The following is a 22,692-nucleotide window of genomic DNA, read 5'->3' on the forward strand; positions in this document are numbered from 1 at the left end:
ACTGATATTTAGTCCGCACGCAGATTGTGCGACAGGTTGGTGACAAGCGTCCAGACTATTTTTGTATCGTTTTTGTATTGCTGCACTTTATAGGGAGAGATAAATGCAGGGTTCTGTCATCAGAAGAATGTATGCCGGCTTTACGCTGATCGTCGTACTATTCGTCATCACTATTGCCATCATGCTTAACGGCATGAATCAGATTCACCAAAACTTTGGTTCGGTATCGAACACATCGTTACCCCTGGTGTCCATGTCTAACCAAACCAGTGTGCAGCTGCTATCCGCTGATAAGTCATTCAAAGACTTTCTCACTACGCAGAATGAAGAGCGCATGACCATTCGCCGTGAAGAGTTTACGGTATCGATGCAGAAATTTGGCGAGGCGCTTACTCAGCTTTCTGAAGTCAGCCAAGGTATCCCAGAGCTTGAAACGGCTATTACCGAATTGCGTGACGTGCAAACCCGTTATGACCAGGAAGCGCAAACAGCTATGGACAACTACCAGTCCATGTTTGCCGCGCAAGAGCAAGTTCAGCAATCGACTCGTCGCTTCCAAAAACTTCACGCTGACTTATCCGTGGGTATGAAAGATTATGTGGATGATTCATCGAGCATCTCGGTGAAAGTGATGGCGAAGAGCTACTTCATTAAACTTAAGGATGCTGAAATCATTACATCCGATGCGCTTGCTAGCAGTGATACAGAATTTGTACAGCAAGCCGTAAACAAAAACCGTAAGGCAGTGAGCCACTTAAACTACGCGTTCAATGGCCTAGTCACTCAGATGCCAGAGCTAAAAGACGCTTTTTCTGAGTCGGTAGCTCAATTTACGCAGGATGTCGGCCGCAAAGGTGGGGTACTCGACCAACACAACAACTACCTTATTGCTAAAGATGCCTTATACCAGAACATTGAAAGTCTAGCCGTCGTGGTTGACGATGCCATGGGAACACTTAATGGCTTCAATGACATTGCAACCAGTAACCTCAATTCATCATTGGCTCATGCCGGTGACATTTACAACGAAGGCGTCATCAAAGCCGTCGGTATCGGTTTTGTTGTAACATTGATTGCGGTTGGTATTGGCTATCACATTGCACAAAGTGTCCGCCAACCACTCAACAGCACGCTTAAGACGCTGGAGAGCCTAACTGAAGGCGACATGACTCAGCGTATCGAAGTGAAATACAACAACGAGTTCCGCCGTCTAGGGAATCACATCAATACCCTTGCGGACAGCTTACACAACGTTCTGGTCAAGCTTAACGATGCTTCGGACAACCTAACGGATACCGCAAGCAGCAACCAATCGACATCAGCCAGTGCCCAGCAACAGTTGAGCGCTCAGCGTGAGCAAACGGCTAACGTTGCTACAGCAATGACGGAAATGTCTCATTCGGTACAAGAAGTGGCGAACAGCGCGCAAAGCTCTCTAGAGAAAGTGCATGCCGTAGAGTCTGCATCTGAATCTGGTCGTCAGATCATGAGCACCAACATCAGCACGATCAACCAGCTTGAGACTCGTCTCAATGAATCGGTTGAAGCGGTGGGTGAGCTGCAACGCATGAGTAGTCAAATTGGTAGTATTCTTGATGTAATCCGCAATATTGCAGAACAAACCAACCTGCTCGCCCTCAACGCAGCGATTGAAGCGGCACGTGCAGGTGATCAAGGTCGAGGCTTCGCAGTCGTTGCGGACGAAGTTCGAGTGTTGGCACAAAAGACCACGGAATCAACCACAGAAATTGAAACCATGATCAGTAACTTACAGTCTAGCTCAAAGAGTGCTGGCTCAGTGATTGAAAGCTGCATGAAAGATATGGAGCTGTCCGTTGAGCAAGCTTCAAGTGCTAATGGCGCGATGGAAGAGATTCAAGCGCTCATTATTGAAATCAGCCAAATGAGTACTCACATCTCTCAAGCCGCTGCAGAGCAGAGCGAGACAACCGCTGACATCGCGAAAAACATTGAAGAAATCAATCACATCGCAGATGACAGTTACCAAGCCATGTCGCAAATTGCCGCGACCAGCCAAAGCTTAACTAGCCTTGCTAACCAACAAGGCGAACTGGTACATCGATTTAAGCTTTAACTTCGTCAATAAAGCGTAAATAATTCAACAAGAGCGAGATTCCTAGAGTCTCGCTCTTGTTTTTTAAACCTAACGCCATTATATCTTGAGTATGGCTTGCTTTACTTTTTAAAGACCTAGCGCAGGGCTGCGTTGGGTCGTCTTCCATTTTCTTCGGTAAGCCAAATGTTGAAGGAAACACTATGGCCGTTCATGTAGGCATCATTGACCAAGACCCGATTCGCTTGGTCACTCCATTACTCGATGACCGCACCGTCAGTCGTCATATCATTTTTATCGGTGACGAATCCCAGTTTGATATGTATGAGCGCCTGAGCGCCGTACTTGGTGAGCGAGAAATCACCTCTGAGTTTTTTGAAATTCCCAATATCGTCAACACCTCAGCCATCAAGCAATCCATTCTAACGCTCGCCAATACACTCAAAGAGAAAAACCTTGAGGTCAAGCTCAATGCAAGTTGTGGTTTAAGGCACAGACTGCTGTCCGTCTATGAAGTGTTCCGCACCTTCCACTGGCCTATTTTTGTAGTTGAGCCAAACAGTGACAAGATGTGCTGGTTGTACCCAGAAGGCGCACAGGATGCCCAGGTGCAAGACCACATTACTATTGGCGACTATCTAACCATCTTTGGCGCGAGAGGCGAGTTCACTGACTACGACCTACCACCACAGTTAGATAAGAAGCTGTACCAACTTGGCGAGAAATGGGCAAGTAACGCCCTAGAGCTTGGCCCTGGCCTTGCGACGTTAAACTACCTTGCGACTACATGCCGTAAAGAGCAGAAACTTGATGTCGCCTTGTCTGAGAAGCAGCAAGGCTACCGCGAGCTGAACATGCTAATCAGCGACCTAGTCGAGTCTCAAATCGCCAATTACGACAACGGGGTACTGACGTTTATCAGTGAAGACGCTCGACGTTTCTCAAACGGTGAATGGCTAGAGAACTTAGTTCATAGCACAGTGAAGCAAATCCGTGATGACTTGCCGACCATTCAAGATCACTCGCTAAATGTACAGGTGTATCGTCAGCTCGGAGAGCGTGAAGTGCGTAACGAGTTGGATGTCGCTTCCGTGGTGAACAACAAGCTGCACATTATCGAGTGTAAAACCAAAGGCATGCGGGATGACGGTGACGACACGCTCTACAAGTTAGAGTCACTGCGCGACCTCCTAGGTGGCCTGCAGGCACGAGCGATGCTAGTAAGCTTTAGACCCCTTCGTCACAACGACATTACTCGCGCAGAAGATCTGGGACTGGCACTTATCGGCCCTGATGAACTCAAAGATCTCAAACACCACCTCACTATCTGGTTCCAAGGCGCTGGCGGTATTGATGAGCGTGCGCGTCTGAGCTAATTTCCAACTAGCTCATACAAAAAAGGCTTGGCACAGCGCCAAGCCTTTTTGCTATCTAAATCTGAATTAAGCAGATTTGATTTGTTCACGCTTTACTGCAGCTTTATGCTTCATGCCAACGATAACCACACACACGTATGCGGCAATCGTTAGACCAAGGATAGCAAATGGTAGTGCTGCCCAGCCGTAACCATCAACGGCAATACCACTGATCACACTGCCAAAACCAAAGCCAAGCGAGATAAAGAACATCATCAGACCTTGAGTCAAACCGCCGCCAACAAACGTCAGACGTGCAGCAATCGCTGGAGAAATCATGTCCGTTACCGTAATACCTTGCAAGTAAACGAGGAATAGCGCTAGAGGAATGATGTAGTGCAGAGACATACCCGCTTCTGCAATCACATAAGCAATAGCAATCACCACGATTGATGCAACTGCAGATAGCTTAAATAGGCTTAGGTTACCAAAGCGTGCAACGAATTTTTCCGCGGCAACCAGAATCACTAAGCCAAGAATTGATGCTACCGAAAGGTTGGCTGCAGACAGAGACTGAGACACACCATAGCCATTCTCTAGTAAGTTCGGATATTGTGCTTGGAATGCACCTTGACCCGCACACAGTAGGCCAACCGCCAACAAGAATAGACCAAAGTTAGAGAAGATAACCTTAACAAAGCCAACTTTTGGTGCATCATCTTCTGCAGCTGCAGCTGCCATAGCTTCCGCGTTATCAAGAATACGCTGCGCTGGCTTCTTATTTGTTAGCATAGTGATAACCGCGAGCACTGCAACGATCGCCATCATTGCTATAAAGCGCATTTCGTATGACCAGCCAAGATCTGTCACGTACGCGAGTGCAATGCCAGATAGCAACGAACCGATAATAAGAACCTGAGCCATGCGACCAAGCATAGACGCTTCGGTCTTTGCATCGTAACCAGCAAAAGTGATAAACACTGGGTTTAGCATAAGAAGAATCGCAGAGCCTGTACCAAAGAAGACTGAGCCTACCGCCATCATAGAAAAGTTGCTACCCGCAGTAAGGAAACATGCGCCAGCCAGTAAGTAAGACACCATACCGAAAAGCTGAGCAAGACGGTGTGCCTTATATTTGTCTGCTAGCATGCCAATAACTGGAGCAAAAAGGCCAGCCAGACCAAACAGACCCATTGCCAAGCCAGCGTCCGTTGCGCTGCCAGTACGAGCAAGGATGAACGATGGCACCATCATAGGAATAAAAACGATTTGTACGATACCGTAAGCAAAGTGCGCTGAGAACCAGCCTTCTAAGCCAAGCTTTTTCAACATGTTGCAGACCTCTTTAGGAAAATATCCATAGGGTTGTAGGAATAAAGGAACAGTACGGCAAAAAGAATCCTTCTTTTACCCACTTTCATCATAGCCTCCATAATCAACGATAATAAGTAACATACTAGTACACGTTTTGTGTGCTTATCTGTTACTCTAGCGCGCTCATTGTGGCAGGCATTTAAAGGCCGCAATCATAGCAAGGTCTCCATTAGCCAGTAATAGTGCTACCTCCCCCACTGTCAACATAACGCTTCACTGAGCGTCACAAATGCTATACTCTACGCATCATAACAATAAACTCATTAGCGACTCATTCACACGCTAATTCTTTTGGTGGGAGCTCCCCCTATGAACCTTACAAAATTGCGAGTGTTTGCACTGACTGCCGAACATGGCTCGCTAACCAAAGTTGCCAATATTATGGGTAAAACCCGCACATCTTTGAGTATGGCTCTCTCGAGCTTAGAGGATGAGCTTGGCGTAGAACTGTTTGAACGAACTCGTAATCGCCTAGTTCTGAATGATGCAGGTGCAGCCTTACTGCCAGACTGTCGGAATATTCTCAATATGGCTGAGAGCTTGTACTCAAAAGCAGAACAGTTCCGCCAAGGCGACAGCGACAAAATCCGTATTGCCTACGATGACACACTTCCATCGACGTTTTGGCGTCGGCAGTTAGTGGCACTGTCTGATGAGTTTCCTCACATATCGCTCACTGCAATAAAATCATCCAGTGCAGATATTCCAACGCTCGTTAAAGAAAACCACGTTGATCTTGGCTACGGGCTTGTGTTTAGTTCAGGTGACGACCCAGCGATCAAAGTTCGCGCTCTGCACCGTATTCGTATGATGGCCGTCTGCTCACCACTACATGATTTGGCTAAGCTATCTAATGTGACCAGCACAGACATCACTGCCTATCGTCAAATTGTACTTTCTCACCTTTTCGACGAAATTCACCAAGATTTCCGCCCGATTTCTAGTAGTACGATGAGCTTTTCTAACTATCAAGAAGTACTAGAGGCCGTGGTTGATAACCTCGGCTGGGGCATTATTCCTGAGAGTTTAGTCAAACAAGAACTACGCAAGGAGCATCTTGTGGTACTCAAGCACCCAAATGGAATGTACTACGAGAGCTTTGGCGAGATGTCTAGACCGAATGACCATACCGTTGAGACGCGTCAGGCGCTGATCGATGGAATTGAGGAAGGGATTTACGATTTGTTTTAAGGGTTGTGGTTTCTTTGGATTCTGCATATTTACCCCTCCTAGCCTCCCCTTATTAAGGGGAGGAACCATAAGCTCGCTACGCATCGCCTTATAATTAGTGCAATGTTACGCGAGTAACGAGCAGTGGTTCTCCCCCTTTATAAGGGGGAGCTAGAGGGGGTGCTCTTAAAAAAACAAAAAGCCGAAGCAACAGCTTCGGCTTTTTCACGTCAATCAGTCAAACAACCGATTAAACGATACGCAGACCGCCTTGAGCGATTGCGAAACGACGTGCGCGAGTGAACGAGTACGCGTTTGTGATACCTTCGCCAGTTGGACCTGCGATTGTGAACGTTGAAGTACCTTCAGCGTTGTAACCTACACCAGATAGTGTTGGACCGTTGTGAGCGAAGATAGTTGTGTTGATAGCACGACCGAACTTAGTGACGTTCTCGATGTTACCAGAGTAGATACATGCAGAGTGCTTGTTACCACGTTCAGCAGCTACTGCGCGCTCGATAGCTTCGTCGATGTTCGCACAACGAACAACTGGAAGTACTGGCATCATTTGCTCTACGTGTACTAGTGGGTGATCGTTCTCAACAACCATAACCGCTAGACGAGTCTCTGATTCAACACCGATAGACTTAAGGATTTCACCTGCGTCTTGACCAACGTGTTGCTTAACTGGGTGCCATACGCGAGCAATTTCTTGCGCAGTACATGGCTTAGCACCGTCGATTTCGTCCATAGTTAGGATTTGTGCAGTTAGCTTCTCAGCTTCTTCTGCAGAAAGAACGTAAGCGCCCGTTGCTTCTAGCTTAGCTAGGAACTCGTCAGCGACTGCATCTTCAACGAATACTTCTTTCTCGCCGATACATAGTAGGTTGTTATCGAAAGATGCACCGCCGTAAACGCCAGCCGCAGCTAGGTCTAGGTTAGCAGAAGCGTCAACGATGACAGGTGGGTTACCAGCGCCAGCGCCTACACCTTTCTTACCAGATTGTAGGATTGCTTTCACTAGACCAGGACCACCTGTACCTACTAGCATGTTAACTAGTGGCGACTTAGCGATTTGGTTAAGAGTTTCTAGAGTAGGCTCTTTAACCATAGTAACTAGGTTAACTGGGCCGCCTGCTTCAACGATAGTTTTGTTGATCATGTCGATCATCATCGCAGAAACGACTTTAGAAGATGGGTGAACGTTGAACGTTACCGCGTTACCAGACGCTAACATAGAGATAGCGTTGTTAACGATAGTTTCAGTTGGGTTAGTGACAGGAGTAACAGCACCGATAACACCGTAAGGTGCGCGCTCTTCTAGAGAGATACCGTTGTCGCCAGACCATACTTTAGTTTCTAGAACTTCAGTACCAGGAGTTTTAGCAGCCGTTAGCTGGTGCTTAGCGATCTTGTCTTCAACGCGACCTAGTTTCGTTTCTTCACGAACCATTTTCGCGAAGTCTTCAGCTTTAGCTAGAACTGCACCACGGATAGCAGTAAGGATAGCTTCACGGCCTTCTTTAGTAGAGTTTGCGTAGTATTCTACTTGTGCTTTATGAGTTGCTTCGATTGCAGCTTCAACAGTTTCGAAAACGCCTTGTGCGTTGTTGATATCGAATGACATTATAATTACCTTCTGTAAAGTATTCAGTGGCAAGCCACTTTTAAAGAGCAGGATTAAACCTGCTCCTAATCTTTATTCAATTAAGCGTCGCTATTAATTAAGCGTAAGTTTGAGCAGCTTCTTCGCCGTTCACTACGCGTAGCGTACCTAGTACTAGTGCTTCTAGCTCAACTTCACCTGGGAACTTAGTTACAGGAGCGATGAACTCAACACGCTTAGTGATTTCAGCTGTGATGTACTTGCTGTATGCGATACCACCAGTTAGAAGGATACCGTCAACCTTTTCACCGCCGAATACCGCGCCCATAGCAGCGATCTGCTTAGAAACTTGGTAAGCCATAGCGTCAGTCACTAGTTTGAACTCAGCGTCGCCAGCTTCCGCTTTCTCTTCGATTTCACGCATGTCGATGCTACCTGTGTAGCTGAATGCGCCGCCTTTACCTTGGATGAATGCTTTCATCTCAGCGTGCGTGTACTCACCGCTGAAGCAGATGTCGATTAGCTCGCGAGTTGGTAGGTCACCAGAACGCTCTGGAGTGAATGGACCTTCAGATACTGCGTCGTTTACGTCAACAGTTTGGCCGCCCATGTGAGCACCTACAGTGATACCGCCACCCATGTGACAAACGATAACGTTAACGTCTTCGTACTTCTTACCTTGGTCTTCAGCGAATTTACGCGCGATAGCTTTTTGGTTAAGAGCGTGGAAACGACCCTTACGCTTGATAGCTTTGTGACCAGAGAAAGACGCCAGCTCAGATAGCTCGTAAGTTACTGGAGCGTCAGTGAAGAATGCTTCGATGCCGTTCTCATCAGCGATCTCTTTACCAATGATGCCTGCAAGGCTAGCTGGGTGCTGGATTTGCGCTTCTAGAAGGTCTGCGATTACTGCATCGTCAACCTTGTAAGTACCGCCAGAGATTGGCTTAAGAACACCACCGCGACAAGCAACAGCGTTTAGCTCAGAAGCTTTAACGCCCGCTTCTTCTAGAGCCGCTAGAATTGCTTCTTTACGGAATTCTTTTTGGTTTGCAACAACTGCACCGAATGGCGCTAGCTCTTCAGCGCTGTGACGTAGAGTTTTTTCGAACAGTTCAGTTGTACCTTCGAAAAGACCGATTTTTGTAGACGTAGAGCCTGGGTTGATAGCTAGAATTTTCATCACTTATAAACCTAATTTAAGTTATTGCTAGTTATAATTAAGCAGACGCGTCTGCTGCTTCTTTCTGCTGGCTCATCGCCGCGACAGAACATGCAAGCGCGATAGATACTGTCTTCTCAGCTTCGCCGTCAGCGCGAGAAACTAGAACAACAGGAATACGTGCACCAAGTAGAACACCCGCCATGCTGAAACCAGCCATGTACTGAAGTGCTTTAGCAAATACGTTGCCTACTTCGATGTTTGGAACCATTAGGATATCTGCGTTGCCCGCTACTGGAGACTCGTAACCTTTAAGGTTTGCAGCGTACTGAGATACCGCGATATCTAGAGAGATAGGACCAGAAACGATACAACCTTCGATTTCACCGTTTTGGTTCATTTTTTGAAGCTCTGCCGCGTCCATAGTCGCTGGCATTTTGTCGTATGGCTTCTCTTTCGCACACAGGTTAGCTACTTTAGGCTCTTGGATGCCTACAGAGTGTGCAAGGCTCACTGCGTTCTTGATGATGCCCGCTTTTTGCTCAAGCGTTGGCATGATGTTCATTGCTGCGTCAGTGAATACGTGGAAGCTGTCGCCGCCTTCTTTAAATAGAACGCCTGCGTGGCTAAGAACGTTACCAGTACGTAGACCGTGCTCTTTCTTAAGCACTTCCTTTAGTAGAACTGAAGTGTCGATTAGACCCTTCATTAGTAGGTCGCCTTTACCTTCTGCGATTGCAGATACCGCTGCAGTAGCGATTGCTTCTAGACCATCAGCTTCGATAATGTCGAAGTTCGCTAGATCAACGTTAGCTTTTGCTGCTGCTTCGTTGATTAGCGCACGCTCACCAACAAGAATCACGTCAGCCATTCCTTCTTGGAATGCGTTGTTTGCTGCGTCTAGCGTTGCATCATCGTGCGCCGCTGCAACAACCATGCGTTGCTTCTTACCGAACTTTTTAGCTTGCTGAATAAAGAAGTCTTTATTGTACATAGGGGCGATACCTTTTATTTAAGAAGAGAGCCACTCGCCCTCTTTCTATTATCGATAAACACTTATCTCTAAAAACAATTCGTCATTGTGGAGCAATAGAAGCGAATTATTTTGTTGGACCCTCGTGAAAGGATGGGTTGAATTTATCGTAGGTATTATCGGAATTAACGTCACTCAGTGTCAGTTTTTTTGACCGATTTACGGTAACAACTATTTGACCATGAATGATTCATAAGCATTCATATCACCAGTAGCTATGGGAGCAGATCGTGATCACAAATTTGCTTAGATTTGGCTGTCAATTTGACAAGAGAAAGGCAAAACGTAACAAGGCAGAGCTTAGGTAACACACCCTTTATACTAGGTAAGTTACCTATATAAAGTTGAGTAACACTGCGAATATCAGCGATAAATTCACAGCAATTATCTATTCGCTATTTACGATTAAAGGCCATCGAGTTGCCTATGCTCAAACCACTCATTCAGTGAATGAATGTTAATGGCACATTTGTAAAGTGTAGTAGTAACGCTAGAGTAAGTTTTTTTGACGCTGAGTGAAGTGCCCCGATTCATGACCATACCCTATACTTGCCTCAGCTAATCAACGTGATTGAGAAGTTTAAGTTTCTGAATCACAAAGTAGATACACCATTGACTACTATTAAGTAAGGGTCGACGATGACAATCCAAAATCGCCTAGAAGAAAGTGTAAATAACCTAAACACTGTACTTGAAGAGCAAAAGCAACTTCTTGCTGAGCACAAAGCGAGCCAAAACTACGCTGAACGCCTACAAAACCTGCTTACTCCAACAGATGAACTAAGCACTAAAGGTGATGACCTATACATCGGTGGCTGCAAAGCAACTGATCTAATTGAACAATACGGCAGCCCGCTATTCGTACTGAGCGAAGACACTCTACGTGGCAACCTACGTCGCGTTAAGAATGCATTCGGTTCAAACTGGCCTAAGCCTGTGAACGTAATGTTCGCAATCAAATCAAACACTAACTACGCTGTTCGCGCTATCTGTAACGAAGAAGGCGTTGGTGGCGACTGTTTCGGTCCTGGTGAAGTTGAAGCAACTCACATCGCAGGTGCGGATCCAAAAACTATCGCACTAAACGGTACCGTTAAGCCTGAGCTAGCTATCCGTAAAGCAATTGAGTACGGCTACGCAATCCACCTAGACTCTTACGAAGAAATTGAAATCGTAGAGCGTATTGCGGCAGAAGTTAAGCCAAAAGAAAAAGTACGCATTGCTGTACGTCTGAAAGTTATCCCAGAAGATTTCTTCAACGACTTCGAACCAGATGCATACCCATTCCCTAACTTCATCGGCGCGATGAAATGGATCAAGTTCGGTCTACTAAAAGAAGAAGCGAAGAAAATCGTTAACCGCGTTAAAGAAATCGATGCATTCGAATTCTACGGTTTCCACACTCACCTAGGTCGTTTCTCTAAGCAACCTGAAGGTTGGGATGCGCTATACCGTGAGTACGCACGCAACGTTATCGAGATCTCTCGTGAGTGTGGCGTTCAACCATTCCAAATCGACCTTGGCGGCGGTTGGCCACGTGAGCGTGAGCCAGAGTGTCGTAGCGTTGAACACATGATGAACCGCAACACAATCGAAGACTACGCTGCTATCGTATGTAAAGGCATGCTAGAAGAATTCAACAAAGAAGGCTTCGAGATCCCACAACTATGGCTAGAACCAGGTCGTTACATCGCAGGTAACATCGGTACGCTACTAACGTCTGTATACGTAGTGAAAGATGACCAAGAGATGGACTACACCTACACAATGGTTGACGCATCTACGTACCTAGCAACGCTAGTAGAGTCTCAAGAGTCTAAGAACCCAGTTCTACCGGCTAACAAGATGACTCAGCCTCTTCAAGAGAAGACGACTGAAGTAGCGGGTCCAATCTGTATCCCATCTATCTGGGAAAGCGGTGCACGCATGCCAGCTCTAGAGCCAAAAGACGTTCTAGCTATCATGGATGTAGGTCACTACGCAGAATCTCAAGCGAGCCAGTTCAACTCTCTACCACGTCCTGCAACTGTACTAGTTAAAGACGGCGAAGCTGAACTAATCAAGCGCGCTGAAACGGTTGAAGACGTATTTGCTACGCAAATCCTTCCAGAGCGTTTCAAAAAAGCAAAAGCAGAACTTGAGAAGCAGCGTAAAGCTTAATTCTTAAGTCTTCTGGACGGACAAAAGCCTCTCAATTGAGAGGCTTTTTCGTATCTGTTGCCCAGATAATGTTACCAATAGACAAGTAACAAAAAAGCGGAGCAGTTTCCTGCTCCGCTTTTCTATAATCTCACTTTCTAACCGCGATAACCGTTAATTAAGTAGCTTGCGCGCCGCTTCCACAACAACGCGAATAGAACGCGTCTCTGCTTGTTTCAACGTATCGTGATCCGGTGTCTCTTTCTGTGTACGGTTGATGATAACGCCCGCAACACAGCCAGCTCGTAGACCTGAACTTGCACACATTGTTAGTAGCGTGGCTGATTCCATTTCAAAGTTAAGCACACCCATTTGTTGCCACTCTTCCATAGAACCTTGGAAACGACGTACTACACGACCCGAGAACGTATCATAGCGCTCTTGGCCTGGGTAGAACGTATCGCTCGATGCTGTCACACCAGTGTGCACTGTTGCACCTGCTTCAATCGCAGCTTCTTTCATTGCCGTTGCTACATCGAAATCCGCAACCGCTGGGAACTCCATTGGCGCGAAGTGTAGGCTTGCACCATCAAGGCGAACAGAGCCTGTGGTCACAATCATATCGCCCACATTCACATGTGATTGAATCGCACCTGTGGTACCAACACGCAAGAAGGTACGCACGCCAAGTTGCGCTAGCTCTTCTACAGCGATAGAGGTTGACGGACCACCGATACCTGTCGAGCAAACCACCACTGGCTTACCGTCTAATTTTGCACGATACACAGTGTACTCACGTTGGCTTGCCAAAAACTCTGGCTCATCCATCAACTCAGCGATCTTCTGAACTCGAGCTGGGTCACCTGGAATAATGGCAAGTGTTGCGCCTTGTAGATCTTCTTTATTTACTCCGAGATGGAAAACAGCTTGGGACATGGGGGACTCCTTTTGTCTCTTGGGTATGGGTTTAAGCTTATAAGATAGTGCCACCAATAAACGTACACGGATCACACTTATTTAATGCAACAGACGCAACATTTCACATTAAATCGGTTTGCATCACACTTTATTGTCGAATTTGCTCTGATATTGCACAAATTCAGTTTTTCAGCTCACAAAAAAGCCGCTCATAAACGTTAAGTCCCTGAGCGGCTATCGCCATACTAGTCGAGACTAATCCAACGAGGATTTATGACGAAGCAGTCTTAGCGCATTCAAGGTCACAATCGCCGTCGCGCCACTATCGGCTAGTACGGCGACCCAAAGCCCAGTAATACCCAGCAAGCTCGTGACAAGAAACACCCCTTTGAGACCAAGCGCAAGGGCGACGTTCTGTTTGATGTTGTTGAGCGTTGCACGTGAGAGTTCGATCATCGCTGGTAGCTCAGTTAAACGGTTGTGGGTCAGAGCTGCATCGGCGGTTTCAAGCGCGACATCAGTACCGCCTCCCATCGCAACCCCAATATTGGCCGCTTTCATTGCCGGAGCGTCATTAATACCATCTCCCACCATCGCCACTCGATGCTGGCTTGCCAGTTCATTCACATAACTCACTTTGTCCGCAGGCAACAATCGCGCTTTATAATCCATCCCAAGAGGAGAAGCGATGGATGCGGCGCTGCGTTCATTATCCCCGGTCAGCATGATAGTTCGGATACCAAGTTTGGACAGTTTTGCCACTGCCTCAGCAGTATCTGGCCTAATTTCATCTTGCCACGCAATCAGACCCTGCAGCGCCATCCCCTGCTCGGTTTCACAAAGTGCTACCACGACGGTTTTACCTTGATCCTCAAGTGCTGCAATTCGCTCTAGAGCTTCGCTAGAAATTGACACCTCAAGCTTGGAGGGGGCAGAAAGTATCCACTTCACATCTTCTAACATGCCTTCAACACCCACACCAACCAGCGCTTTTTGCTCTGAGGCAGGCAAAATCGACACACCTTTACTTTCTACATAGCGCACTAACGAGGTTGCGAGTGGATGGTTAGAACCCTGCTCAATAGACGCTGCCGCTGATAGTAGCTCGTCTTCAGACAATGAACCACTGACAATCACATCCGTCACTTGCGGTTTGCCTAGCGTTAGGGTGCCCGTTTTATCAAACGCAACGGATTCAATGTTGCCAAGCTGCTCAAGCGCCGCCCCGCCTTTAATGAGTGCACCACGTCTTGTCGCCGCAGCTAGCCCAGAAGTAATCGCGGCTGGTGTAGAAATAACGAGAGCACAAGGACAAGCAATCAATAACAGCGCAAGGCCTCGATAGACCCAGGTTTCCCAAGGCTGAGCAAACAGAAGTGGCGGCGTAATAATAACCAGCAAAGACACTAACATCATAAGCGGGGTATACCAGCGGCTAAATTTATCGAGAAAACGCTCGATCGGCGCTCGGCGTGACTCGGCTTCTTCAATAAGGTGTAAGATGCGATCAATCGCGTTCTCACCTTGCTTTGATGTCACTTTTAGGCGCACGACTTTATCAGCCAACACTGCACCTGCCATGACCGTGTCACCAACCATACGCTCAACGGGAACAGATTCACCGGTAAGTGCACTTTCATCAAAGCTTGCATTGGCACTGAGAAGTTCACCATCAGCGGGCATTCTATCGCCCGGCGCGACTTCAATAATATCGCCAGGCTCGAGCAAAGCGGCACTTTTCTTTTGACGAGTGTTGTCAACAATGACCGTGGCTTCTTCTGGTACTAGCGACATTAGCGCTTGAACGCCGCTTCTTGCTCGTGAAGCAGCGAACGCTTCAAGGCGCTCGCCAATCAAAAACAGCAACAGCACCATCGCCGCTTCAACCGTTTCACCGAGATAAAGTGCACCAATCGCCGCCACACTCATCAGAGTTTCAATGGCAAAAGGCGTACCCGATTTAGCAAGCTTAATAGCTTTGGCGCCAATAGGCATAAGACCAAGGATACAAGTCAGAATAAAAAGCCACTCACTGATAACAGGATAAGTCCCTTTAAAGGCAGCGGCGATAACCATACCTGTGGATATCGCAAGGATATGTGCGTTGTCTTTAAAAGTCTTTTTCCAGCCTGTCAGCTCAGCGTCACCGTTGTTATTAACCGTGCTGCCATCTAATACATTGAGGGTAAATCCGGCATCGGCAACAGCGGCTTCGACTTGTGAAAATAGCGCAGCATCATTGACTCTCACCACCAATTTTTCGGTAGCAAACATCACTTTTGAATTAACAACGCCTTGGATTCGACTGGTTGCAGTTTCCACTTTTCGCGCACAAGCGGGGCAATCCATGCCGGCGACTTTCCAGGACTTTAGCAGTCCAGTGGATTCGGTTGAGGGTTGGCCACTGGAGGCAGCAGGCTCTTCAGGTTCCGCGCTGCAGCAACTGTCGCCAGACTGGCAGCCTTCATCCGGACTCGCAGCGATAGTGGAAACTTGGGTGATTTTGGCTGCATCACAAGCGTCACTTACAGGACGAATAGCATTGATTTTTTGCGTACTGCACGCTTTATGTTTGTTACACATGGGACTCTCCTTTTCATATCCTTGATCCCAAGTGTAAACCTTGGAGCTAGCTCCAAGGTCAAGAACAAATTAACCAGAAAGTGTTGGTGATTCGAGCTGCTTGTCGATTTTTGATACTTCTTCGATCATCACAGGATCATGGGAGCAGAAAGGCTGTGAATTGACACTAACGATACTTGGGTCTTTGGTTTGTGTGCACTCTCCAGTTTTATGAAGCTCGGCAATATGGAAACGCAGCACAATGTAACCAAGCACACCAAACACAATGTTGCCTACGGCTTGACCATACAAAACCCCCAAGGCGCCAAACCACAGTGAGCCAAAGTAGACAAATGGCAAGGTACCGGCGGTCGCTTTTCCCAAATTGAGCGCTGTCGAGTAAAGCGGCTTCCCAAGATTATTAAATGATGTATTGGCAACAAACAGCACGCCATTAAACACGAAGGTGATCGCCACATAGGTAGCAAACGCCGCAACAACATGCGCCGCATCGCCGGTCAATGAAAACACCGCTATTAACGGGTCTTGAACTAAATAGAGCAACAAGCAAACCACCAGCGTGTAGAACGTAGTGACAATTAACGAGTTCTTTAATGTCTCTTCAACCCTATCAATTCGTGCAGCACCAAAGTTTTGGCCGACAATAGGGCCAACCGCCCCAGACAACGCAAAAATAAACGCAAAACACACTGGAATAATACGGCCAATAACCGCAAAACCAGCCACATAATCTTCACCATATTGAGCGATCGCTGTGGTAACAATAGCATTACCAATTGGCGTCGCGGTATTAGTGACAATCGCAGGTAGAGCAATGGCTAGCATGACCTTAGTATCGCGCTTCACGGAATCAAAGGTTGGTCTAGAAAGCAGCTGGTGTACTTTGATGAGCGGCATAAATGAGAAATAGAACACAGCAAATCGAGCCACTACAGAAGCCGCCGCGGCTCCCTCTACATTCCAGTTGAAGCCGAAGATAAACAACGGGTCGAGTATGGCATTAACAATACCACCCGCGAGCGTTGCCCACATCGAACGCTTTGCATCACCAGCGGCACGAAGCCCAGCGCCACTCGCCATCCCAAGGGCAATGAGTGGGGTACTAGGAAGCAAAATCCACAAGTAGGCTTCTGCACGCTCATGCGCTCGACCTTCCGCCCCAATGGCAGTGAGAAGCTCCGGTATGTACGCGCACATCAGCGCGGTCACCAAGGCACTAATAACGAAGGAAATCACTAAGACACTACTGCCAATTTCTCGCGCATAGCTGATGTTCTTAGCGCCAATGGCCTTGGACATCAATGCACCCATTGCAATGGATGTACCGATACTGACCGACGTAGCAAAGAAAGTGAGAGTGCCCGCAAAGCCCACCGCGGCGGCGAGTTCTGCTTGTCCGAGCATACTGATAAACAGCATGTCGAGTAAGTCGACAATGAAAATCGCCATGATGCCCACAGTCGATGTTCCAGACATCACCAAAATGTGGCGCATCGTTGATCCTTCAACAAACTTGGCAGATTGTTCAGCCATTGAATTCCCTTTCTGTCTACAGACGCTCTACAAACAACAAAGGGCGCCGCAGCGCCCGTTTCGAATAATAGCTAGTTTATACTGGATGTTTGAAGCATGCTTCAATGGTTTTACCAATAGCACGCAGCACATCACGACGGGTAATCACACCGACCAAACGACCGTTATCGATAACAGGATACATTTTCGGCTTACCCACTTTCATCATATCAGCCAGTTCGATAATGGAGGTATCCGGAGCGACAGACAATACCTCACGGTACATACAGTCCCCTACCGTGTGCGTGTCCTGACAGTGATAACTCACTTTTACTAACTTCTCGAGCAAATCTTGCTCAGAAATAAAACCAATCACCTGCTCTCTTTCATCAATAACAGGCCCGCCTAAATGGGTCGATTGCATCACTTTGTCGAGTGCTGCACTGAGCGACATGTCTTCCGTGAACGTGACCGTTCTTTGCGTCATATAATCTTTTACTTTTAGCGACTCCATAGCACTCTCCTTACTTCCCGATAATCAAACCTTGTACGTTCATTCTGGTGCAATCCGTCACAAGGTAGAAATGGGACTTATCGATACTATCGATAGTGAATTCCTATTACAGCGGAAACTCCTTGATTCCACTGCATTGATATTTTTAAGCGTAAGACGGTTTTTTCGATTTTGCCTATCTTATCGATAAGAATTTTGTAACAATCCCGTGAATTAGATTTTCCGTTACTGGCGCCATCATGTTCAAAAAGCTGCTTCAATCTTTATCCGATGCTGTTGAATTTCGCTCACGTATTTGGGTGGTTCACATCTCAGAATCGTTTCTTAAAGACCAATCCTTTGTGGTCAATGAGGATCAGTTTTCAAGCCCGTTATCTTGGATGAAAAGCCGCGGCTACCCGAAAACTATGCTCGACAAGGTCGAGACAATGAAGCGTTCGCAAGTACTCGTTGTTGAGCTCGGTGAAACCACTCACCAGCTTATGAGAGTGAAATAATCTCACCCTCATTATAAGCAAAGCGTAAGTTACGCTGACATCACCCAGACTTCCTCACCACGTATTTCGACAGGCCACGTTTTCACCGAGATATTAGGGTCTTCGACACACTCGCCAGAGGTTAAATCGAAATGCTGCTTGTACAATGGGGAAGCAACGCAATCTCTGCCACCTATGTCTCCCACAATCCCACGACTTAGCACAAATGCCTCACCCAAAGGATCCCAATTATCAATGGCATACACCGCCTGTTCCGTTTCCGGTAAATAAAACAGAGCAAGTTGAGTTTCCCCGACCAGTGCGCCGCGCCCTTGGTATGGCGTCAAATCAGCAACATCACAAATCTTATTCCACATAATTAATCCTCCAACTGCGGGTCAACGATGGTAACAGGGATCCTCTGGCCTCGAACACGCTGATAGCCAAGGTCGGTACTTTGTTGGTCACTGTTGATAAATGGCATAAACTTGGCACGCTTCTCTTCAGATTCAATCGCTGTTTTCCATTCACACTGGTATGTGTCCACAATGTGTTGCATTTGCTTTTCAAGCTGAGCATTGATACCAAGTGAGTCTTCAATCACCACTTGTTTGAGATACTCGAGACCACCTTCTAGGCTTTCCATCCAAACCGAAGTACGCTGCAAGCGTTCGCCGGTCTTAACGTAGAACATCAACACCCTGTCGATCAAAGTGACCAACTGTTCTGTCGTTAGATCAGACGCAAGTAAATCTGCATGGCGTGGACGCATCCCGCCATTGCCACAAACATACAAGTTCCAACCATTTTCGGTGGCGATCACACCAATATCTTTGCTTTGTGCCTCGGCACATTCACGTGTACAACCTGACACCGCAAACTTGATCTTATGCGGAGCTCGAAGACCCTTGTAGCGATTTTCAAGATCGATAGCGAGACCCACTGAATCGTCGACGCCATAACGACACCACGTCGAGCCCACACACGATTTCACAGTGCGCAGCGACTTACCGTAAGCGTGGCCGGTTTCAAAGCCTGCAGAGATCAATGTGTCCCAAATTTGCGGAAGTTGCTCGACCTGAGCACCAAACAAGTCCACTCGCTGGCCACCGGTAATTTTGGTGTAGAGATCGAACTTCTGCGCCACCTCACCCAGCACGATCAATTTTTCAGGGGTAATTTCACCACCAGGGACGCGTGGAACGACTGAATAAGAGCCATCTTTTTGTAAATTCGCGAGAAACAGATCGTTTGAGTCTTGCAACCCACGATGTGAGCCTTCCAAAACATGTTCATTCCACAGTGAGGCAAACACAGAAGCCGCTGTAGGTTTACAAATGTCACAGCCTTTACCTTTACCATGCTTTTCAATCAGTTCATCAAAGCTCTTAATGGAATCCACTTGGCAGATGTGGAACAGCTCTTGTCTTGAAAATTCAAAGTGTTCACAAAGATGGTTATTGACCTCTTGTCCCATCGCCACCAGCTCTTCATCAAGAACGCTCTTCACCATGTTGGCGCAGCCGCCACAGCCAGTTCCAGCCTTAGTTTCATCTTTTAACGTCGCGAGATCATGAGCGCCAGCATGAATAGCTTCGACCAAATCCCCACGGGTTACATTGTGACAAGAACAGATCATGGTTGAGGCACTTGCACCGCCAGACAATGAACTGGTATCAAACAGCAGCTCCGCTGGATGCTCAGGTAGGGTTTTCTCATTGAGATACGCTTGTAAGAGCAAATCGTAGTCGGTGGTATCTCCAACTAGAATTGCGCCTAGCAAACGGCTACTGCTTTCATCAACGATGAGCTTTTTATAAGTGCCTTGAGCGGCGTCTTGCAGCACCATCTCTTTTGCCCCGGGAGTTTGCATTTGCGCGTCACCAATTGATGCGACATCAACCCCTAGTAGTTTAAGCTTGGTGCTCATGTCCGCACCTTCAAACGTCGCCACCTTACCCATAAGCTGGTCTGCGACTGCGCGCGCCATGGCATAACCTGGTGCCACTAGTCCAAAGATACGATTTTGCCAAAGGGCACATTCACCGATTGCGTAAATAGCCTCATCACTGGTTTGGCAGTGATCGTTAATCACAATGCCACCACGCTCACCAATATCTAAACTCGCCTCTCTTGCGAGTGCATCTTGGGGACGAATACCGGCGGAAAACACCACTACATCCACATCCAATGGCTCAGCATCTTTAAACACCATACGGTGATAAGCGGTTTCACCATCACAGATCTTATCGGTACCAGTTGAGGTGTGTACCTTGAGCCCGAGATCTTCAATTTTGCTCTTCAACAGACCGCCAGCACCATCATCAAGCTGCACTGGCATTAATCTAGGCGCAAACTCTACAACGTGAGTTTCAAGCCCAAGAAGCTTCAAGGCATTGGCCGCCTCAAGACCCAGCAAACCACCGCCGATAACCGCACCCGTTTTCGCTCCCTCACACGCTTTACGAATCGCAGAGAGGTCATCCAAGGTTCTATATACAAATACGTTGTCGCGATCTTTGCCTTCAATTGGCGGCACAAACGGATAAGAGCCCGTCGCTAAGACCAAGTGGTCATAACCAAGAATGTCCTCGTCATCTAGAGTGATGCGCTTACTTTGTTTATCAACGCTGGTGACACGGCTGCCGAGTACTAGCTCAACGCCATATTTTTTGTACCACTCTTCGTCTCCTAGCATCAGAGAGTCATGCGAGTTACCAGAAAACAGCGATGAAAGCTGAACACGGTCATAGGCAGCATAACGCTCCTCGCCAATCACCGTAATTCGATAATTTAAATGTCCTTGCAGGCTAATGAGATGAGCGATGAAATGATGCCCAACCATGCCATTACCGACCACAACGATATGTTCCATATCTCGTCTCCCTATGCGCTTTTCTTCGCGTCTTGCTGCTTGCTGATTTCTGCCGTTGCTGACAATTCGTTTTTGGCTTGCTTCTCATATAGGAAGGTCAGTACGGCTTGGCGGTACTTTTGATATTGCGGGTTGTCGGCCATCGCTACGCGATTTCTAGGACGTTCCAGTTCGATATCTAAAACTTCACCAATCGTCGCTGCGGGTCCATTGGTCATCATCACTATCTTGTCGGAGAGAAGCACGGCTTCGTCCACATCGTGAGTAATCATGATGACGGTATTATTGAGCTCCGCCTGAATCGCCATTAGCGCATCTTGCAACTTGGCACGAGTCAACGCATCGAGTGCGCCAAACGGTTCATCCATCAATAAGACTTTTGGTTTTAATGCTAGAGCGCGGGCAATACCAACGCGCTGCTTCATACCGCCGGAAATTTCATCTGGCCTCTTGTCGGCCGCGTGAGCCATTTCAACCAGGTCGAGATAATGATGAACCTGCTCTTTCACCCAAGCTTTATCTTTGCCCTTCGCGACCTGCTTTACTGCAAGTTCAATGTTTTCATACACGGAAAGCCAAGGCAGTAACGAGTGATTTTGGAACACTACCGCTCGTTCGGGGCCTGGGCCATCCACTTCACGGCCATCGACAATCACGCCACCATCGGTGGGAAAATGCAGACCCGCGACCAAGTTCAGTACTGTAGACTTACCGCAGCCTGAGTGACCAATTAGCGAGATAAACTCCCCTTTTTGGATTTGTAAATTGACGTTCTTTAGTGCCACAAACTCCCCTTGTGGCGTAGGGAACCGCATTCCTAGCTGGGTTAAGTCAAGTAAAGGTTTCGACATCGTTAACTTCCTTATTCGATAATCAAGGCGCCATTTCTTCTCAATGAGAACAGAATGACAACAGAGCCTAGTTAGCGAAGCGATTGTTGTTTGTTCCAAGAAAAATGCTTTTGCAGCAGCAACATGCCACGATCAAGCAATAAACCGATAAAGCCGATGGTGATCACCGCGACCATGATGCGGCCTAGTGACGCTGAGCTACCATTTTGGAACTCATCCCACACGAACTTGCCAAGCCCTGGGTTTTGCGCCAGCATCTCTGCTGCAATCAACACCATCCAAGCAATACCGAGTGACAGTCGAAGACCTGTAAAAATCATTGGAATCGCTGAAGGCAATACGATAGTGCGAATATGCTGCCACCAAGAAAGCTTGAGCACCTTACTCACGTTGAGCAGATCTTTATCTACGCTAGTAACACCTACAGCGGTGTTAATGAGTGTCGGCCACAAGCTACACAAGGCAACGGTAATCAATGAGTTAACGAAAGATTTCGCAAACAAAGGATCGTCACTCACGTAAGTCGCACTGACGACCATGGTCACAATAGGCAGCCAGGCCAAAGGTGACACCGGTTTTAAAAGCTGAATGATTGGGTTAAATGCCTGATACACGCCTTGATTCAGACCCAACACAATCCCAAGGGGAATCGCAATCACTGACGCTAAGATAAACCCACCTGCTACAGTGATAAGTGAGGTCCCAATCTGGTCAAAGAAAGTCGGTTTCCCCGTATAAGGGCGGATCTTCACTTTCGCGTCCGGATTTTTCGCCAGCTTGGCTGCGTTGCGCTTTTCTTGACGCTCAACAAACGCCACCGCTTTATCACGCTCCTCAACGTGTTCTGCGGCTAAGTTTTTGAACTGTTCAAACGTCTGAACGGGTCCCGGTAAGGTACCTAAAGACGTCTCTACTTGTTTTGCTGCCAAATGCCACATCATCAGGAAACACAAAATCCCAATGAGGGGGAACAACAGCACTCGGCTGCGGTTCACCACCATGTCGCGGCTTGGCTTAAGTGAAATTACGTTCGTTGCCATCGCCTATACT

General features: G+C 47.4%; 17 protein-coding genes. 5 read left to right on the forward strand and 12 right to left on the reverse strand.

Going from position 1 to position 22,692, the window contains the following annotated elements; genetic code table 11:
* Nucleotides 1-103 precede the first annotated feature (103 nt).
* Together L4C42_RS08115 and L4C42_RS08120 are read left to right on the forward strand one after the other, a co-directional pair.
* A complete protein-coding gene (locus L4C42_RS08115; protein ID WP_353496648.1) occupies nucleotides 104-2,095 on the forward strand; it encodes a methyl-accepting chemotaxis protein in 1,992 nt (663 codons plus the stop codon).
* A gap of 182 nt (nucleotides 2,096-2,277) precedes the next feature.
* Entirely contained in the window at nucleotides 2,278-3,450 is a 1,173-nt protein-coding gene (locus L4C42_RS08120) for a DUF1887 family protein (protein ID WP_353496649.1), read from the forward strand.
* Nucleotides 3,451-3,516: 66 nt separating this feature from the next.
* Here the strand turns inward: L4C42_RS08120 and L4C42_RS08125 are convergent, their stop codons facing one another.
* Entirely contained in the window at nucleotides 3,517-4,761 is a 1,245-nt protein-coding gene (locus L4C42_RS08125; RefSeq protein WP_353496650.1) for an MFS transporter, read from the reverse strand.
* A gap of 351 nt (nucleotides 4,762-5,112) precedes the next feature.
* On the opposite strand from L4C42_RS08125, the gene L4C42_RS08130 reads away from it, so the two are divergent.
* Complete coding sequence (locus L4C42_RS08130; protein WP_353496651.1) at nucleotides 5,113-5,994, forward strand: LysR family transcriptional regulator; 882 nt, start codon at nucleotides 5,113-5,115, stop codon at nucleotides 5,992-5,994.
* A gap of 229 nt (nucleotides 5,995-6,223) precedes the next feature.
* Here the strand turns inward: L4C42_RS08130 and L4C42_RS08135 are convergent, their stop codons facing one another.
* The 3 genes from L4C42_RS08135 to L4C42_RS08145 form a co-directional block, all read right to left on the reverse strand.
* On the reverse strand, nucleotides 6,224-7,600 hold the full coding sequence (locus tag L4C42_RS08135) for an aldehyde dehydrogenase (RefSeq protein WP_353496652.1): 1,377 nt from the start codon (nucleotides 7,598-7,600) through the stop codon (nucleotides 6,224-6,226).
* Between the two features lie 97 nt (nucleotides 7,601-7,697).
* On the reverse strand, nucleotides 7,698-8,762 hold the full coding sequence (buk, locus tag L4C42_RS08140) for a butyrate kinase (RefSeq protein ID WP_353496653.1): 1,065 nt from the start codon (nucleotides 8,760-8,762) through the stop codon (nucleotides 7,698-7,700).
* 37 nt (nucleotides 8,763-8,799) lie between these two features.
* A complete protein-coding gene (locus tag L4C42_RS08145; protein WP_353496654.1) occupies nucleotides 8,800-9,735 on the reverse strand; it encodes a bifunctional enoyl-CoA hydratase/phosphate acetyltransferase in 936 nt (311 codons plus the stop codon).
* Nucleotides 9,736-10,413: 678 nt separating this feature from the next.
* Here L4C42_RS08145 and L4C42_RS08150 point away from each other — a divergent pair.
* Nucleotides 10,414-11,934, forward strand: coding sequence for a diaminopimelate decarboxylase family protein (locus L4C42_RS08150; protein WP_353496655.1), 1,521 nt, complete (start codon nucleotides 10,414-10,416; stop codon nucleotides 11,932-11,934).
* Nucleotides 11,935-12,087: 153 nt separating this feature from the next.
* On the opposite strand, the gene udp is transcribed toward L4C42_RS08150, so the two are convergent.
* From udp to L4C42_RS08170, 4 genes are all read right to left on the reverse strand, one after another.
* The gene (gene udp, locus L4C42_RS08155) at nucleotides 12,088-12,849 is read right to left on the reverse strand and encodes a uridine phosphorylase (protein ID WP_418642056.1); all 762 of its coding nucleotides are present in this window, start codon (nucleotides 12,847-12,849) and stop codon (nucleotides 12,088-12,090) included.
* A gap of 237 nt (nucleotides 12,850-13,086) precedes the next feature.
* The gene (locus L4C42_RS08160) at nucleotides 13,087-15,414 is read right to left on the reverse strand and encodes a zinc/cadmium/mercury/lead-transporting ATPase (protein ID WP_429760050.1); all 2,328 of its coding nucleotides are present in this window, start codon (nucleotides 15,412-15,414) and stop codon (nucleotides 13,087-13,089) included.
* 69 nt (nucleotides 15,415-15,483) lie between these two features.
* Nucleotides 15,484-16,947: an MATE family efflux transporter gene (locus L4C42_RS08165; protein ID WP_353496658.1), complete on the reverse strand. Its 1,464-nt coding sequence runs from the start codon at nucleotides 16,945-16,947 to the stop codon at nucleotides 15,484-15,486.
* A 76-nt stretch (nucleotides 16,948-17,023) separates the two neighbouring features.
* Nucleotides 17,024-17,440, reverse strand: a complete 417-nt coding sequence (locus L4C42_RS08170; protein WP_353496659.1) for a CBS domain-containing protein — start codon at nucleotides 17,438-17,440, stop codon at nucleotides 17,024-17,026.
* Nucleotides 17,441-17,679: 239 nt separating this feature from the next.
* Here L4C42_RS08170 and L4C42_RS08175 point away from each other — a divergent pair, with 239 nt between their 5' ends.
* On the forward strand, nucleotides 17,680-17,937 hold the full coding sequence (locus L4C42_RS08175) for a hypothetical protein (RefSeq protein ID WP_353496660.1): 258 nt from the start codon (nucleotides 17,680-17,682) through the stop codon (nucleotides 17,935-17,937).
* Nucleotides 17,938-17,966: 29 nt separating this feature from the next.
* Here L4C42_RS08175 and nirD read toward each other — a convergent pair whose 3' ends face one another.
* The 4 genes from nirD to L4C42_RS08195 all read right to left on the reverse strand — a co-directional run bounded on the left by nirD (nucleotide 17,967) and on the right by L4C42_RS08195 (nucleotide 22,682).
* Nucleotides 17,967-18,293 (reverse strand): nitrite reductase small subunit NirD, encoded by a 327-nt coding sequence (nirD, locus tag L4C42_RS08180; RefSeq protein ID WP_353496661.1) that lies wholly within the window; start codon nucleotides 18,291-18,293, stop codon nucleotides 17,967-17,969.
* A 2-nt stretch (nucleotides 18,294-18,295) separates the two neighbouring features.
* A complete protein-coding gene (gene nirB / locus L4C42_RS08185) occupies nucleotides 18,296-20,791 on the reverse strand; it encodes a nitrite reductase large subunit NirB (protein ID WP_353496662.1) in 2,496 nt (831 codons plus the stop codon).
* Nucleotides 20,792-20,802: 11 nt separating this feature from the next.
* Nucleotides 20,803-21,642, reverse strand: a complete 840-nt coding sequence (locus L4C42_RS08190) for an ABC transporter ATP-binding protein (protein WP_353496663.1) — start codon at nucleotides 21,640-21,642, stop codon at nucleotides 20,803-20,805.
* Between the two features lie 71 nt (nucleotides 21,643-21,713).
* Complete coding sequence (locus tag L4C42_RS08195; RefSeq protein WP_353496664.1) at nucleotides 21,714-22,682, reverse strand: ABC transporter permease; 969 nt, start codon at nucleotides 22,680-22,682, stop codon at nucleotides 21,714-21,716.
* Nucleotides 22,683-22,692 lie beyond the last annotated feature (10 nt).

Origin of the sequence: Vibrio wakamikoensis (genome assembly GCF_050337275.1) — a bacterium.
Classification (GTDB): Bacteria; Pseudomonadota; Gammaproteobacteria; order Enterobacterales; family Vibrionaceae; genus Vibrio; species Vibrio chaetopteri.

Coding starts and splice junctions, on each gene's coding strand:
- L4C42_RS08115 (WP_353496648.1), top strand. CDS start 104: ATGCAGGGTTCTGTCATCAGAAGAATGTATGCCGGCTTTACGCTGATC.
- L4C42_RS08120 (WP_353496649.1), top strand. CDS start 2,278: ATGGCCGTTCATGTAGGCATCATTGACCAAGACCCGATTCGCTTGGTC.
- L4C42_RS08125 (WP_353496650.1), bottom strand. CDS start 4,761: ATGTTGAAAAAGCTTGGCTTAGAAGGCTGGTTCTCAGCGCACTTTGCT.
- L4C42_RS08130 (WP_353496651.1), top strand. CDS start 5,113: ATGAACCTTACAAAATTGCGAGTGTTTGCACTGACTGCCGAACATGGC.
- L4C42_RS08135 (WP_353496652.1), bottom strand. CDS start 7,600: ATGTCATTCGATATCAACAACGCACAAGGCGTTTTCGAAACTGTTGAA.
- buk (WP_353496653.1), bottom strand. CDS start 8,762: ATGAAAATTCTAGCTATCAACCCAGGCTCTACGTCTACAAAAATCGGT.
- L4C42_RS08145 (WP_353496654.1), bottom strand. CDS start 9,735: ATGTACAATAAAGACTTCTTTATTCAGCAAGCTAAAAAGTTCGGTAAG.
- L4C42_RS08150 (WP_353496655.1), top strand. CDS start 10,414: ATGACAATCCAAAATCGCCTAGAAGAAAGTGTAAATAACCTAAACACT.
- udp (WP_418642056.1), bottom strand. CDS start 12,849: ATGTCCCAAGCTGTTTTCCATCTCGGAGTAAATAAAGAAGATCTACAA.
- L4C42_RS08160 (WP_429760050.1), bottom strand. CDS start 15,414: ATGTGTAACAAACATAAAGCGTGCAGTACGCAAAAAATCAATGCTATT.
- L4C42_RS08165 (WP_353496658.1), bottom strand. CDS start 16,947: ATGGCTGAACAATCTGCCAAGTTTGTTGAAGGATCAACGATGCGCCAC.
- L4C42_RS08170 (WP_353496659.1), bottom strand. CDS start 17,440: ATGGAGTCGCTAAAAGTAAAAGATTATATGACGCAAAGAACGGTCACG.
- L4C42_RS08175 (WP_353496660.1), top strand. CDS start 17,680: ATGTTCAAAAAGCTGCTTCAATCTTTATCCGATGCTGTTGAATTTCGC.
- nirD (WP_353496661.1), bottom strand. CDS start 18,293: ATGTGGAATAAGATTTGTGATGTTGCTGATTTGACGCCATACCAAGGG.
- nirB (WP_353496662.1), bottom strand. CDS start 20,791: ATGGAACATATCGTTGTGGTCGGTAATGGCATGGTTGGGCATCATTTC.
- L4C42_RS08190 (WP_353496663.1), bottom strand. CDS start 21,642: ATGTCGAAACCTTTACTTGACTTAACCCAGCTAGGAATGCGGTTCCCT.
- L4C42_RS08195 (WP_353496664.1), bottom strand. CDS start 22,682: ATGGCAACGAACGTAATTTCACTTAAGCCAAGCCGCGACATGGTGGTG.